The following is a 13,569-nucleotide window of genomic DNA, read 5'->3' on the forward strand; positions in this document are numbered from 1 at the left end:
ATGGCTAAGGAAAAAGACACCGGGCGCAAGATGATCGCGCAGAACAAGAAGGCGCGGCACGACTACCACGTCCTCGACACCTACGAGTGCGGTCTCGTGCTCATGGGCACAGAGGTCAAGTCGCTGCGGATGGGCAGGGCGTCGCTGGTCGACGGCTTCGTCCAGATCGACGACCACGAGGCGTGGCTCCACAACATCCACGTCCCCGAGTACGTCCAGGGCACCTGGACCAACCACGCGGCCAAGCGCAAGCGCAAGCTGCTCCTCCACCGGGCCGAGATCGACAAGCTGCAGTCCAAGTCGCAGGAGACCGGCCACACGATCGTGCCGCTCGCCCTGTACTTCAAGGACGGCCGGGTCAAGGTCGAGATCGCGTTGGCGAAGGGCAAGAAGGAGTTCGACAAGCGCCAGACGCTGCGCGAGAAGCAGGACACGCGGGAGACGAACCGCGCGATCGCGTCGGCCCGCCGGCGTCAGCGCCAGGGGTAACCGCCCCGCAGCCGGGGTGGTGGCCCCTGGGCCACCGGAATACGGTGGCGTCCGTGCGCGTTGGTCACGTACGATGGGATCTGCACCTCAGCGAAGGTGCGTGATTTGAACTGTTGTAAATTAAATACAGCAACATGGGGATGATCGGTTTCGACAGCGGATGTCGAGGCAGGGGAAGCGAGTCGAGGAAGCGACAATGATCTCGTAAACCATATGTCGCAAACAATAATCGCCAATTCTAAGCGCGATTCCTCCGCCTTCGCCCTCGCTGCCTAATTAGCAGCTAAGCGAAGACTCTGCGGAGTGTCAGCCCGGGGGTGATCCCGACCCGGATCCTGGCATCAACTAGGGATCTAAACTTCTGAGCCCGGTCACGGGGCTCTGAAGGAAATCTAACAGTGACTGGGCCTGTCGGAGGCTTGTTCGCGTGACCTCCGGGGCCGAGAAAAGCGCAGCGAACTGCACTCGGAGAAGCCCTGGTTCTGCACCGTTGGACGCGGGTTCGATTCCCGCCATCTCCACAATTCCCATGTGAACGAGGACCCCGCTGCCTTTCGGCAGCGGGGTCCTCGTTTTTCGTGTGCCCGCCAGGGATTGCGGGACAGCCCTCAGGTTCTGCGGGTGCCGGCCGCCGCGACGGCCAGGGCCAGGGCCGCCGCGCACACCGGCAGCGCGTAGCCGGTCGTCGTACCCGCGTGCTCCACCGTCCAGCCGCCGGCCGCCGAGCCCGCCGCTATCCCGCCCAGCAGTGCGGTGACGGCGAGCGTCATGCCCTCGTTGAGCTGGGCCGGCGGCGTGAGCCGCTGGACCAGCGTCATGCCGGTGACCATGGTGGGCGCCGTGGCCGCTCCGGCCAGAAGCAGGCAGCCGGCCAGGACGAGCAGGGAGTCCGTGGCCATCGCGGCGACGAGTGGCAGGGACATCAGAGCGGTCATCCCCGCCAGGCAGAGGAACAGCCTGCGCCGGATCGTGCCGGCGGGACGCAGCGAGCCGTACAGCAGTCCGGCGACGCAGGAACCGCCCGCCTGGAGTGCGAGGATGGCGCCCCCGGCATGGGCGATGGAGACGACCTCCATGGCGCCGAACACCGCCCCCGTCGCCAGGAAGACGGCCATCAGGGCGGGTACCCCCGGGGTGCGCAGCGGGGACGCCGCCCGGGTGCGGGGTGCCACCGGAGGCTCCGTGGCGCGCTGCGCGGCGAAGACCAGGACGCCGGTCATCAGCAGGACCGCCCCGGTCAGCGTGCCCGCCTCGGGGAAGAGCATCCCGCACAGGGAGGCGGCGAGAACCGGGCCGAGCATGAAGCACAGCTCGTCGACGGCCTGCTCGAAGGAGTTCGCGGTGTGCAGGGCCGCCGGATCGTCCCGGTGCAGATGAGCCCAGCGGGCCCGGGACATGCCGCCGGTGTTGGGGGTGGTGGCCGTAGCGGCGTACGCGGCGAAGAGCGTCCACACCGGAGCGTCGTAGTGCACGCAGAGCAGCAGGGCGAGCGAGCCCAGCGCGGCGAACGCGGTGGCCGGTACGGCGACCCTCGCCTGCCCGTACCGGTCGACGAGCCGCGCCGTCCAGGGTGCGACGACGGCCGTCGCGGCCAGTCCGGTCGCGGTGACGGCACCGGCCAGGGCGTACGAACCATGGGCCGCGGCGATCATGATGACGGCGCTGACGCTGAACATCCCCATGGGCAGCCGGGCGATGAGGTTGCCCGCGGTGAAGGCCCGTGCGCTGGGAGTGGCGAGCAGCCGGACGTACGGATTGCCCTTTCCGGCGGAGAAGGGGACGGCGGAGGCGGCGGGGGACGGCGCGGTGGGCGGGGCGGTGGTTTCGTGTGACACGTGTCCACCCTCGGGGCGGGCGCTCCGCACCGTCCAACACCTGCTCGGATCGCATTCACGCGGTTCTGTTGTAAGTTCTCCGCGTGCCCGCCCCCGACACCGACCCCCGGCTCCTGCGCGCCTTCGTCGCCGTGGCCGAGGAGTTGCACTTCACCCGCGCCGCCGCCCGTCTCTACGTGGCGCAGCAGGCGCTGAGCCGGGACATCCGCCGGCTGGAGCGGGAACTGGGCCGTGAGCTCTTCGTACGTACCACCCGGCAGGTCTCGCTCACCGAGGACGCGGAGCGGTTGCTTCCCCTCGCCCGGCGGGTGCTCGACGCCCACGCCGGGCTGACGGCGGCGTTCTCGGGCCCCGCGGACCGCCCGCTGCTCGTGGACCTGAACACCGACGGGATGACAGCCGCCCGGGTCCTGGCCCGGGCGCGGGAGCTCGCGCCGGAGTGCGAGCTGATGGCGCGCTTCGAGAGCGGACTCACCTGGGCCGCGGACGAGGTGCTCGCCGGCCGGCTCGACGTGTCCTTCGGCCGGGCCGCCGGGCTGAGCCCGGCGGTGCTCGCCGGGCTCCGTGTACAGCCCGTGCGGTACGAGCCGATGGCCGTTCTCCTGCCCCACGATCACCCGCTCGCCCGGCACGAGGCGATCGCCATGAGTGATCTGGCCGGCGAAACCGTCTACGCGGGGGCGGGCAATGCGCGCACGCGGGAGTGGACGGACCTCGCTGCCCTGCTCTTCGCGGAGTGGGACGTCGTCCTGGCTCCGCCCGCGCCGCTCGCGGTGGGAGTGGCCGAATTTCAACGGGTCATGGCGAAGAACGGCAACCCCGTACTGGCCGTGGCCGGCTTTCCGTCCCTGCCTGGAACGGTTCTGCGCCCACTCGTGCGACCGGTGCCGTTGTCCCCGCTCCTGATGGTGTGGCGCAAGGGCATCGACCACCCGGGACTGACCGCGCTGCGTGCCGCAGTGGCCGAACTGGCTGCGGCGGAAGGATGGATGGTTCGGCCACCGAAGTCGTGGTTGCCTGAAACCGATACGTCACTCATGCGTCACTGTTCATGAACAACAGGTGATATCAGGCGTCTCGAAGGTCGGCGTGCGCTACATTCGGTGCTTCGGGTGCACGGTGACAAGTGATGCGCGGACGGGGTGGGGGCCCTGTTCGTTGGCAAGATTCCAGTCATTCCCGCGCACCTGCTTCATTGAGTGGGGGAAGTGGCAACACCTGTGGAAAATTGGCGCGAAGGTACCCTGACCGGGCACACGCATGAGCCGAACGACGTCACCGTCCAGCTCGACGGACTGGGACGTCAGCTCTCCGAACTGCCGGTAGAACCCGGACCGACGGCTCCTTCCGACGGGCCGGTCTTCGTCGACGAGAGCGGCCGCCGCGGCAAGACCTACCGGCGGGTGGGCTGGGTGCTCGCCGCGATCTGTGCCGTCTACGCGGTGACGCTGGTCGTCGCCGTGCTCGGCGGGAACTCCAGTGCTCCCTGGCTGCCGCTCTCCGGGCAGGACGAGAAGAACGCGGAAAAGGTCGAGGTCCGGCCCGCGCCGAGCGAGGAGGCCGTCTCCGCGACCCCGGGGGCGATGCCCACCGCGTCCGCCCCGGTCTCCGGAGAGCCCGGTGCGGCTCCGCCGCCAGGTGCCTCCGCCTCGGGCCGGCCTGCCGTGGCCGACGCGAGTGCCTCCGCTTCCGCGTCCGCGAAGCCTCCCCGGGCCAACACCTCATCGGCCCCCGCCCCCGGCAACTCGGCCTCCGTGCCGCCGGTCGGTGAGCCGTCCGCGCCGGCCACCGTCGACCCGCCCGTCGAGGAGAGCCCGCCGACGTCCCCGGATCCCACGGATTCCCCGGTGCAACCACAAGAAGGCGCTCAGTAGATGACGACCCCCGTCCTGCGGGGCAGGCACAACCGGAAGAAGAAGCGGACCGTCCGGCGCGGGCTTCCCATGCGCTATCTGCTTCCGTCGCTCCTTCTTGTGGCCCTGCTCGCCATGCTCATGCTGCGCGGTTACGTGCACAGCGAGATCCTCGCCGACCACCGGATCCAGGCCCCGGCTCCCACCTCCCAGGTGCCCGACGACGTGCTCGACGGCGGCCCGGTCATCGACGCCCGCACGAAGGGCGAACCGGCCGAGACGCTGCGCATACCCGATCACAAGATCGTCCTGACCTTCGACGACGGGCCCGACCCGGTCTGGACCCCGCGGGTCCTGGACGAGCTCAAGAAGCAGCACGCGCACGGGGTCTTCTTCGTCACCGGCACCATGGCCTCCCGCTACCCGGGACTGGTCAAGCGGATGGTCGACGAGGGGCACGAGGTCGGGCTGCACACCTTCAACCACCCCGACCTCTCCTTCCAGTCCACCAGCCGCATCGACTGGGAGCTGTCCCAGAACCAGCTGGTGCTGGCGGGTGCCGCCGGCATCCGGACGTCCCTGTTCCGGCCGCCGTACTCCTCGTTCGCCGACGCCATGGACGACAAGTCCTGGCCGGTGACGCAGTACATCGGCAGCCGCGGCTACCTCACCGTGGTGAACAACACGGACAGCGAGGACTGGAAGCGCCCCGGTGTCCACGCGATCATCGAGCGTGCCACGCCCAAGCACGGCAAGGGCGCCGTCATCCTCATGCACGACTCGGGCGGCAACCGGTCCCAGACCGTCACCGCCCTGGGCAAGTTCCTCCCGCAGATGCGGGAGCGCGGCTACGACTTCACCAACCTCACGACGGCGCTCGGCGCCCCCAGCGCGCACACCCCCGTCACCGGGCTCGCGCTCTGGAAGGGCAAGGCGTTCGTCGGCGCGGTCGAGATCTCCGAGAACGTCACCGGTGTCCTGGTGGTCGGGCTCGCCGTCATCGGCGTCCTGGTGATGGTCCGCTTCGGGCTGATGCTGCTGCTCTCCTTCCTGCACGCCAGGAAGGTGCGCCGCAAGGACTTCAGCTGGGGCGAGCCGTTCACACGGCCCGTGTCGGTGCTGGTCCCCGCGTACAACGAGCGGGAGTGCATCGAGGCCACCGTGAGGTCTCTGGTGGCCAGCGACTATCCGATCGAGGTCATCGTCATCGACGACGGCTCGACGGACGGGACGGCCGATCTGGTCGAGGCGATGCGGATCCCGAACGTCCGGGTGGTCCGCCAGCGCAACGCCGGCAAGCCCGCGGCCCTCAACAACGGCATCGCGAACGCCCGTTACGACATCGTCGTGATGATGGACGGCGACACGGTCTTCGAGCCCTCCACGGTGCGCGAGCTCGTGCAGCCGTTCGCCGACTCCCGGGTCGGTGCCGTCGCCGGCAACGCCAAGGTCGGCAACCGCGACTCGCTGATCGGTGCCTGGCAGCACATCGAGTACGTGATGGGCTTCAACCTCGACCGCCGCATGTACGACCTCCTGGGCTGCATGCCCACCATCCCCGGTGCGGTCGGAGCCTTCCGCAGGACCGCGCTGGACCGCGTCGGCGGCATGAGCGAGGACACCCTCGCCGAGGACACCGACGTCACCATGGCCCTGCACCGCGACGGCTGGCGCGTCGTCTACGCGGAGAACGCCCGCGCCTGGACCGAGGCCCCGGAGTCCGTGCAGCAACTGTGGTCGCAGCGCTACCGGTGGTCGTACGGCACGATGCAGGCCATCTGGAAGCACCGCCGCGCGGTGATCGAGCGGGGGCCCTCGGGCCGCTTCGGACGCGTGGGACTGCCGTTCGTCTCCCTGTTCATGGTCGTCGCCCCGCTGCTGGCGCCCCTGATCGACGTCTTCCTCCTGTACGGACTGGTCTTCGGCCCGACGGGGAAGACGGTCGCGGCCTGGTTCGGAGTGCTCCTCGTGCAGGCCGTCTGCGCCGCGTACGCCTTCCGGCTCGACAAGGAACGCATGACCCACCTGATCTCCCTGCCACTCCAGCAGGTCCTCTACCGGCAGCTGATGTATGTCGTGCTGCTCCAGTCCTGGATCACCGCTCTGACCGGCGGACGGCTGCGCTGGCAGAAGCTGCGGCGGACCGGTGTGGTGGAAGCGCCCGGGGGCACCCAGGCCCGTCGCAAGGAGGCCGACAGGGACCGGAGGCCGGTGGCATGACGTATCCGGACCGTCCCCTGCAGGACGCCTACGGCGACGGCTCCTGGCCGTCCCCCGACGACCGGTGGGCGCCGTCGCATCAGGGCGGCGGATACCCGGCGCACGCCGGTGCCGCCCACACCGCCCCGCTGCCCGCGCACACCGCTCCCTCCGCCTTCTCCGTCCCCGCTCCGGCGGTGTCCCCGGAGCAGCCGAAGACACCGGACACCGTGGCCGGGGCCCCGGCGCCCCGGGCCAAGCCCGGCCGCGACCGGTATCTCGACCTGCTCAGGGCCGTGGCGCTCGTCCGTGTCGTGGTCTTCCACCTCTTCGGCTGGGCCTGGCTGACCATCCTGTTCCCGTCCATGGGCGTGATGTTCGCCCTGGCCGGATCGCTGATGGCCCGCTCGCTGGCCCGCCCGGCGGCGGGCGTCATCCGCAGCCGCCTGCGCCGTCTGCTCCCCCCGATGTGGGCGTTCGCGCTCGTCGTCGTACCGGTGATGTTCGCGCTGAGCTGGAAGCCGGTCCGGGAGGAGGGGCTCTGGTGGTTCATCAAGCTCGGCAGCTGGGTCCTCCCGCTCGGCTCTCCGCCCTACCCGGAGGAGAGCGGTTCGGAGAGCGGATGGCTGGAGCTGAACTGGGCGGACCAGGCGGCGGGTCCGCTCTGGTACATCCGGGCCTACCTCCTGTTCGTGCTCGCCTCGCCCCTGCTGCTCAAGGCGTTCCGCAGGCTGCCCTGGGTCACGCTGCTCGCACCGGTCGCCCTCACCGCCGTGATCGGCACCGGTCTGGTGACGGTGCCCGGCACCTTCGGTGAAGGGCTGCTCGACTTCGCGGTGTTCGGTTCCTGCTGGATCCTGGGCTTCGCGCACAACGACGGTCTGCTGAAAAAGGTCCCGCGCTACCTCGCGGTGTCCTCCGCCGCGATCGGGATGGGCTTCGGCCTGTGGTGGGCCTCCGGGCACCTCACCGAGGAGGGTTGGAACCTCGACGAGATCCCGCTCGCCCAGGCGACCTGGTCCCTCGGGTTCTGCGCGATCCTCCTGGTCTACGCGCCGTCGTGGCAGAAGCTCCCCGGCAGGCTCGCCGGGTGGGACGGCCTCGTCACACTGGCCAACAACAGGGCCGTGACGATCTATCTCTGGCACAACCTGCTGCTGATCCCCGCCGCGCACCTCGTGGACCAGCTCTGGTCCGTCCCGTGGTTCGGCGACACGTTCGGCACGTACATAGAGCGGTCGTACGAGGTGCTGGTCCTGATCGCGATCTGGCCCCTGATCGGGCTGGCGATCGTCGGGTTCGGCTGGGTCGAGGACGTCGCCGCGAAGCGCCGGCCGCGGCTGTGGCCGAACGGGGCGGGGCGGACCCGCGAAGCCTGAGTGCCCGGTGCGGTGCGGCGGGCCGGTCACGCGGCTCACCGCACCCCCGGTGCCCGAGTGAGAGCAAGGTCGCGCACCGGTCACCTCACGGCACCGCCCCGAAACGCGGACTCCCTAGCGTCGGACGCACAACACCCCGACCCCTGTGGAGGCGCGTGATGGCCGGTCGTTGGATCGAGAAGTGGGAGCCGGAGAACGAGACGTTCTGGCGGGAGACCGGGGAGCGGACCGCCCGCCGCAACCTGTGGTTCTCCGTCCTCTCGGAGCACATCGGGTTCTCGGTCTGGTCCCTGTGGTCCGTCATGGTGCTGTTCATGGGACCGGAGTACGGGGTCGACCCGGCAGGGAAGTTCTTCCTGATCTCCACGGCCACCCTGGTCGGCGCGATCGTCAGGGTGCCGTACACCTTCGCGGTCGCGCTGTTCGGCGGCCGCAACTGGACCATCTTCAGCGCCCTGTCGCTCCTGGCCCCGACCGTCGCCGCCCTCGTGGTGATGGAGCCCGGCACCTCCTACACCACCTTCCTCGTCGTCGCCGCGCTCACCGGCATCGGAGGCGGCAACTTCGCCTCGTCGATGACGAACATCAACGCCTTCTTCCCGCTGCGGAAGAAGGGCTGGGCCCTCGGACTCAACGCGGGCGGCGGCAACATCGGCGTACCGGTCGTCCAACTGGTCGGCCTGTTGGTGATCGGCACGGCCGGGGCGGCGCATCCGCGGATCGTGCTCGGCGTGTACGTGCCGCTGATCGTCGTCGCCGCGCTCGGCGCAGCCCTGCGCATGGACAACCTCAGGCCCGTGCGGAACGACACCGGGGCGGCGCTCCTGGCCGTGCGCGAGCCGCACACCTGGATCATGTCGGTGCTCTACATCGGCACCTTCGGCTCCTTCATCGGCTACAGCTTCGCCTTCGGCCTCGTCCTGCAGACGCAGTTCGGCCGCACCCCTCTCCAGGCCGCCTCGCTCACCTTCATCGGTCCGCTGCTCGGCTCCCTGATCCGGCCCGCGGGCGGCCGGCTTGCGGACCGGTACGGCGGCGCCCGGATCACCCTCTGGAACTTCGCCGCGATGGCCGCGGCGACCGGTGTCGTCGTCTACGCCTCCGGCATCGAGTCGCCGGCGGTGTTCCTCGTCGGCTTCATCGCGCTGTTCGTCCTGACGGGGCTCGGCAACGGCTCGACGTTCAAGATGATCCCCGGCATCTTCCACGCCCAGGGGATCGCCAAGGGTCTGCGGGCCGAGGAGGCGGCTGCCTACGGCCGGCGGCTCTCCGGCGCCGCCATGGGACTCATCGGCGCGGTCGGGGCCCTGGGCGGCCTCGCGATCAACCTGGCGTTCCGCCAGTCCTTCCGGACCTCGGGCAGCGGGACGGCCGCCTTCTCCGCCTTCCTGCTCTTCTACGCGGTCTGCTTCACCCTCACGTGGGCGGTATACCTTCGCCGTACGGCGGCGGTGGCCGCGAAGCCCCAGCTCAGCTATGCCGAGGTGTGAGGATGGCCATGAAGCGTCGTACGACGTAACGGGCGGGAAATACGGGAGAACCGAGACCGTCACGCAGTGTTGACAGTCTCGGTCCTCCGCACCACCGAGCAACAGCGGGACGAGAGCCGGGTATCACGCCATGCAGGACGACGACGCACAGCACGGGCCCCTCGCGGGCTTCACGGTCGGGGTGACCGCAGCCCGTCGCGCTGAGGAGCTCGGGACGCTCCTCACGCGCAGGGGTGCCTCGGTCCTGCACGCGCCGGCCCTGCGGATCGTGCCGCTGGCCGACGACAGCGAACTGCTGGCCGCCACCGAGCAGCTGATCGGCGACGCACCCGACGTCGTCATCGCCACCACCGCCATCGGCTTCAGGGGCTGGGTGGAGGCCGCCGACGGCTGGGGCATCGGCGAACAGCTCCTCGACCTGCTGCGGGGCGTGGAGCTGCTGGCGCGCGGCCCCAAGGTCAAGGGCGCCATCCGGGCCGCAGGGCTGACCGAGGCGTGGTCGCCGCTGTCCGAGTCCATGGCCGAGGTCATGGACAGGCTGCTGGAGGAGGGTGTCTCGGGCCGCCGGGTCGCCCTGCAGCTGCACGGCGAGCCGCTGCCCGGCTTCGTGGAGGCGCTCCGGGCGGCGGGTGCCGAGGTCGTGGGCGTGCCCGTCTACCGGTGGATGCCCCCGGAGGACATCGCCCCGCTCGACCGCATGCTCGACGTCACGGTCGCCCGCGGCCTGGACGCGCTGACCTTCACCAGTGCCCCCGCCGCCGCCTCGTACCTGAACAGGGCCGAGGCGCGCGGCATACTCCCGGAGGTGCTGGACGCCCTGGGCCATGACGTCCTGAGCGCCTGCGTCGGACCGGTCACGGCCCTGCCCCTGCAGGCGAAGGGCATCGACACCGTCCAGCCGGAACGCTTCCGGCTGGGCCCGCTCGTCCAGGTGCTCTGCGCCCGGCTGCCGACCCGCGCCCGCACCCTCCCGGTCGCCGGTCACACGGTCGAGATCCGGGGCCACGCCGTGCTGGTCGACGGCGCCCTGCGCCCGGTGCCGCCGGCCGGCATGGCCCTGCTGCACAGCCTGGCCCGCAGGCCGGGATGGGTCGTCTCACGCGCCGACCTGCTGCGTGCGCTGCCCGGCAGCGGCAGCGACGAACACGCCGTGGAGACGGCGATGGCCCGGCTGCGTACCGCACTCGGGGTGCCGCGGCTCATCCAGACGGTCGTCAAGCGCGGCTACCGGCTGGCGCTGGACCCCTCGGCCGACACCAAGTACGACGGCTCCTGACGGAGGAATACCGTACGGGGATGATCAATGACACCCACCCGCTGACCGACGGCGTCCACATGAGGCCCGCGGTCATCGGCGACGCGGAATCCTTCGCCGAGACCCTGACCCGCAGCCGTGACTACATGCGGCGCTGGGACCCCGTACGCCCCGACGCCTTCTTCACCTCCGAGGGTCAGGTGCAGCGGCTCACCGGGCTGCTCGCGGAGCGGGACGCGGGGCGCGCGATGCCCTGGGTGCTGGCCGACGGGGACGACCGTGTCGTGGGGGCGATGACTCTCGCGTCGATCGAGCGCGGGCCGTTCCGCAACGCCCGGCTCGGCTACTGGATCGACGTCGACCATGCCGGGAAGGGTCTGGCCACGGCCGCCGTCTCGCGGGTGTGCGAGCTCGCGCGGGACGCCCTGGGACTCCACCGGGTCGCGGCGGGCACGGTCCTGGACAACGTGGCGTCGCAGCGCGTACTCGTGAAGTGCGGATTCGAGCTCTACGGCACCGCGCCGCGCTATCTGCACATCAACGGCGCGTGGCAGGACCACCGGATGTTCCAGCGGATCCTGCACGACGGCCCTCCGCAGGGCTGAGCACCACCGCGCGGGAGTGCCGGTGCCCGCCCCGGAGACAGCGCGGCGGCCGGGCGGGAACGGCTTCGGCCATCGGGAAGCCGGACTTCTCGGCGACCCGGCAGGAGGCGTCGTTCATGCGGACACGGGTCGGCGGTGCCGTGAGGGGTTCCGGGCCGGGGCGGAAGCGGGCACTCTGGAGGCGGCTCTCCCCGACAGGTGACCCCGAGGCGGTGACAGGCTCATGGCGGCGGGTACGGGCGTCCACGACCGGCGGTTCGACTCCGGGCGCGTCTGCCTGGATCTGGTGGCGACGGGGGAGGGTTCCGGTGGCCGCGAGCAGCTCGACCGCCCCGCGCGTCTCGCCGAGTGGCTGGTGGCCTCGCGGCTGGTTCCGTACGGGACGCCGCTGGCGGCCGTGGACGAGAGCTGGGTGGCACGCTTCCGGCAGCTGCGCGGGGTCCTCGACCGCCTGATGGCGTCCCAACTCGGCGGCGAGGGGGCTGAGACGGCTCTGGCACAGGTCAACGCGCTGGCAGCCGAACCTCCTCCGGGGCTGCGGGCGGTGCGGGGCCGGGACGGTGCGCTCGTCCGGGTCCTGCCAGCTGTCCCGGCGTGCGGTGAACTGCTGGCGGCGGTCGCCCGCGACGCCGTGGACCTTCTGACCGACCCGGTGGCGCGCGCGGGGCTGCGGCGGTGCGAGGGCGACGCCTGTTCCCGGCTCTACCTGGACACGTCGAGGGGACTGCGGCGCCGCTGGTGCTCCAGTGAGGTCTGCGGCAACAGGGAGCGGGTGGCGCGGCACAGGCGACGCGTGCGGGCCGTTTCGTGACACGCCGCCACGAACCGACCGAGGGCCCCCAAATTCCTTGCGACGAAAGAAAGTTGCCAGGACTTTGAATGAACCCGGTCCCGTTCCCGTATCGATGGGCACAGAGCTCGACAGGGTCTCGACCGGGAGGTTCGTGTGCGCAAGGATGCGGCCGTGGCCGATGACCGTCCGCGCAGGGCCCGGCATCGTGGTGCACCGACCCGCTCCTCCTCCGACGTCCCCGACGAGGAGCTGATGCGGGCGCTGTACCGCGAGCACGCCGGTCCACTGCTCGCCTATGCCCTGCGTCTGGTGGCGGGTGACCGCCAGCGGGCGGAGGACGTGGTGCAGGAAACGCTCATCCGTGCCTGGAAGAACGCCGGTTCGCTCAACCGGGCCACCGGCTCTGTCCGCCCCTGGCTGGTGACGGTCGCCCGACGCATCGTCATCGACGGCCACCGCAGCCGGCAGGCCCGGCCGCGCGAGGTCGATCCGTCGCCGCTGGAGGTCATTCCCGCGGAGGACGAGATCGACAAGGCGTTGTGGCTGATGACGCTGTCGGACGCGCTCGACGATTTGACCCCGGCTCACCGGGAAGCATTGGTCGAGACCTACTTCAGAGGCCGTACGGTCAACGAGGCCGCCGAAGTGCTGGGGATCCCCAGCGGGACCGTGCGGTCCCGGGTGTTCTACGCACTCCGCTCCATGAAGCTCGCACTCGAAGAAAGGGGGATCACGGCATGAGCGACGACGGATGGCAGCCGTTCGGGCCTCCTCGGGCCGGTCCCCGAGGGCCGGCGGGCTCCTCCGGGCCTCCGCGCGCGTCCGACCCCTTCGGTTTCCCCGCGGAGGGCGCCGGCCATGACGCCGCCGGTGCCTATGTGCTGGGAATCCTCGACGACGCCGAGGCGAGCGCCTTCGAGGCCCATCTGGCCGGCTGCGCGCTGTGCGCCTCGCATCTCGACGAGTTCGCCGGGATGGAGCCCATGCTGGCGATGCTGGCCGAGGCGCCGGCGGCCGACCCGGGAGCACGGCCCGTTCCGCACGTGCCGGTGCCTCCCGCGCCCCGGCTGCTGGACGGGCTCGTCGACGAGGTCGCGCGGAAGCGCTCCCAGCGGCGACGGCGGGCCGGGTACCTGATCGCGGCGGCCGCCGTCCTCGTGATCGGCGGCCCCGTGGTCGCCGTCACCGCCACGGCCGGTGAGGACTCCGGAAAGCGGGTCGAGGCGGCGGACCCGCATCCCACGAGCCCCGCCGAGGACGCCTTCTTCAACCACATGCCGGAGAAGAAGACGGCGACCGACCCGGTGACGCGGGTCGACGCCACGATCGGCATGGAGTCCAAGGCCTGGGGCACGCACACGGTCCTGGAGCTGAAGAACGTCACGGGTCCCCGGAAGTGCAGCCTGGTCGCCGTGTCCAAGAACGGTGACGAGGAGGTCGTCACGTCGTGGTCGGTGCCGAAGTGGGGTTACGGGATCGAGGGCTCCGCCCACGAGAGCGCGGAGCACCCGCTGTACGTGCACGGCGGCGCCGCGATGGCCCGTGGTGACATCGACCATTTCGAGGTGCGGACCTTCGACGGGGAGCGGCTGGTGGAGATCGACGCATGAGAGTGGTTCATCCGGATCAGGCCCGATCCTGATGAAACGCCCAAAACGCAACACGGGCGGC

12 protein-coding genes and 1 other RNA gene are annotated in these 13,569 nt (G+C 70.6%); 12 read left to right on the top strand and 1 reads right to left on the bottom strand.

What is annotated here, in order from left to right:
* Positions 1 to 489, top strand: a complete 489-nt coding sequence (smpB, locus tag ACFU5K_RS03225; protein ID WP_384056085.1) for an SsrA-binding protein SmpB — start codon at positions 1 to 3, stop codon at positions 487 to 489.
* A gap of 136 nt (positions 490 to 625) precedes the next feature.
* Positions 626 to 1,013: a transfer-messenger RNA gene (gene ssrA / locus ACFU5K_RS03230) on the top strand.
* An 84-nt stretch (positions 1,014 to 1,097) separates the two neighbouring features.
* Here the strand turns inward: ssrA and ACFU5K_RS03235 are convergent.
* On the bottom strand, positions 1,098 to 2,324 hold the full coding sequence (locus ACFU5K_RS03235) for an MFS transporter (protein WP_384056088.1): 1,227 nt from the start codon (positions 2,322 to 2,324) through the stop codon (positions 1,098 to 1,100).
* 83 nt (positions 2,325 to 2,407) lie between these two features.
* Here ACFU5K_RS03235 and ACFU5K_RS03240 point away from each other — a divergent pair, with 83 nt between their 5' ends.
* The 10 genes from ACFU5K_RS03240 to ACFU5K_RS03285 all read left to right on the top strand — a co-directional run bounded on the left by ACFU5K_RS03240 (position 2,408) and on the right by ACFU5K_RS03285 (position 13,508).
* A complete protein-coding gene (locus ACFU5K_RS03240) occupies positions 2,408 to 3,379 on the top strand; it encodes a LysR family transcriptional regulator (protein ID WP_384056090.1) in 972 nt (323 codons plus the stop codon).
* A 153-nt stretch (positions 3,380 to 3,532) separates the two neighbouring features.
* Positions 3,533 to 4,198: a hypothetical protein gene (locus tag ACFU5K_RS03245; protein ID WP_384056093.1), complete on the top strand. Its 666-nt coding sequence runs from the start codon at positions 3,533 to 3,535 to the stop codon at positions 4,196 to 4,198.
* The gene (locus tag ACFU5K_RS03250) at positions 4,199 to 6,397 is read left to right on the top strand and encodes a glycosyltransferase (protein WP_384056096.1); all 2,199 of its coding nucleotides are present in this window, start codon (positions 4,199 to 4,201) and stop codon (positions 6,395 to 6,397) included.
* Positions 6,394 to 7,755, top strand: coding sequence for an acyltransferase (locus ACFU5K_RS03255; RefSeq protein WP_384056099.1), 1,362 nt, complete (start codon positions 6,394 to 6,396; stop codon positions 7,753 to 7,755). The genes ACFU5K_RS03250 and ACFU5K_RS03255 overlap by 4 nt, the downstream gene beginning before the upstream one ends.
* Before the next feature lie 158 nt (positions 7,756 to 7,913).
* A complete protein-coding gene (locus ACFU5K_RS03260; protein ID WP_384056102.1) occupies positions 7,914 to 9,245 on the top strand; it encodes a nitrate/nitrite transporter in 1,332 nt (443 codons plus the stop codon).
* Positions 9,246 to 9,375: 130 nt separating this feature from the next.
* Positions 9,376 to 10,521 (top strand): uroporphyrinogen-III synthase, encoded by a 1,146-nt coding sequence (locus ACFU5K_RS03265; protein WP_384056104.1) that lies wholly within the window; start codon positions 9,376 to 9,378, stop codon positions 10,519 to 10,521.
* Positions 10,522 to 10,541: 20 nt separating this feature from the next.
* Complete coding sequence (locus ACFU5K_RS03270; RefSeq protein ID WP_384056107.1) at positions 10,542 to 11,105, top strand: GNAT family N-acetyltransferase; 564 nt, start codon at positions 10,542 to 10,544, stop codon at positions 11,103 to 11,105.
* Positions 11,106 to 11,328: 223 nt separating this feature from the next.
* Entirely contained in the window at positions 11,329 to 11,916 is a 588-nt protein-coding gene (locus ACFU5K_RS03275) for a CGNR zinc finger domain-containing protein (protein ID WP_384056109.1), read from the top strand.
* A gap of 135 nt (positions 11,917 to 12,051) precedes the next feature.
* A complete protein-coding gene (locus ACFU5K_RS03280) occupies positions 12,052 to 12,639 on the top strand; it encodes a sigma-70 family RNA polymerase sigma factor (protein ID WP_384056112.1) in 588 nt (195 codons plus the stop codon).
* The gene (locus tag ACFU5K_RS03285) at positions 12,636 to 13,508 is read left to right on the top strand and encodes an anti-sigma factor family protein (RefSeq protein WP_384056114.1); all 873 of its coding nucleotides are present in this window, start codon (positions 12,636 to 12,638) and stop codon (positions 13,506 to 13,508) included. Before ACFU5K_RS03280 ends, ACFU5K_RS03285 begins: the two co-directional genes overlap by 4 nt.
* Positions 13,509 to 13,569 lie beyond the last annotated feature (61 nt).

Origin of the sequence: Streptomyces sp. NPDC057428 (assembly GCF_042803195.1) — a bacterium.
Lineage (GTDB): Bacteria > Actinomycetota > Actinomycetes > Streptomycetales > Streptomycetaceae > Streptomyces.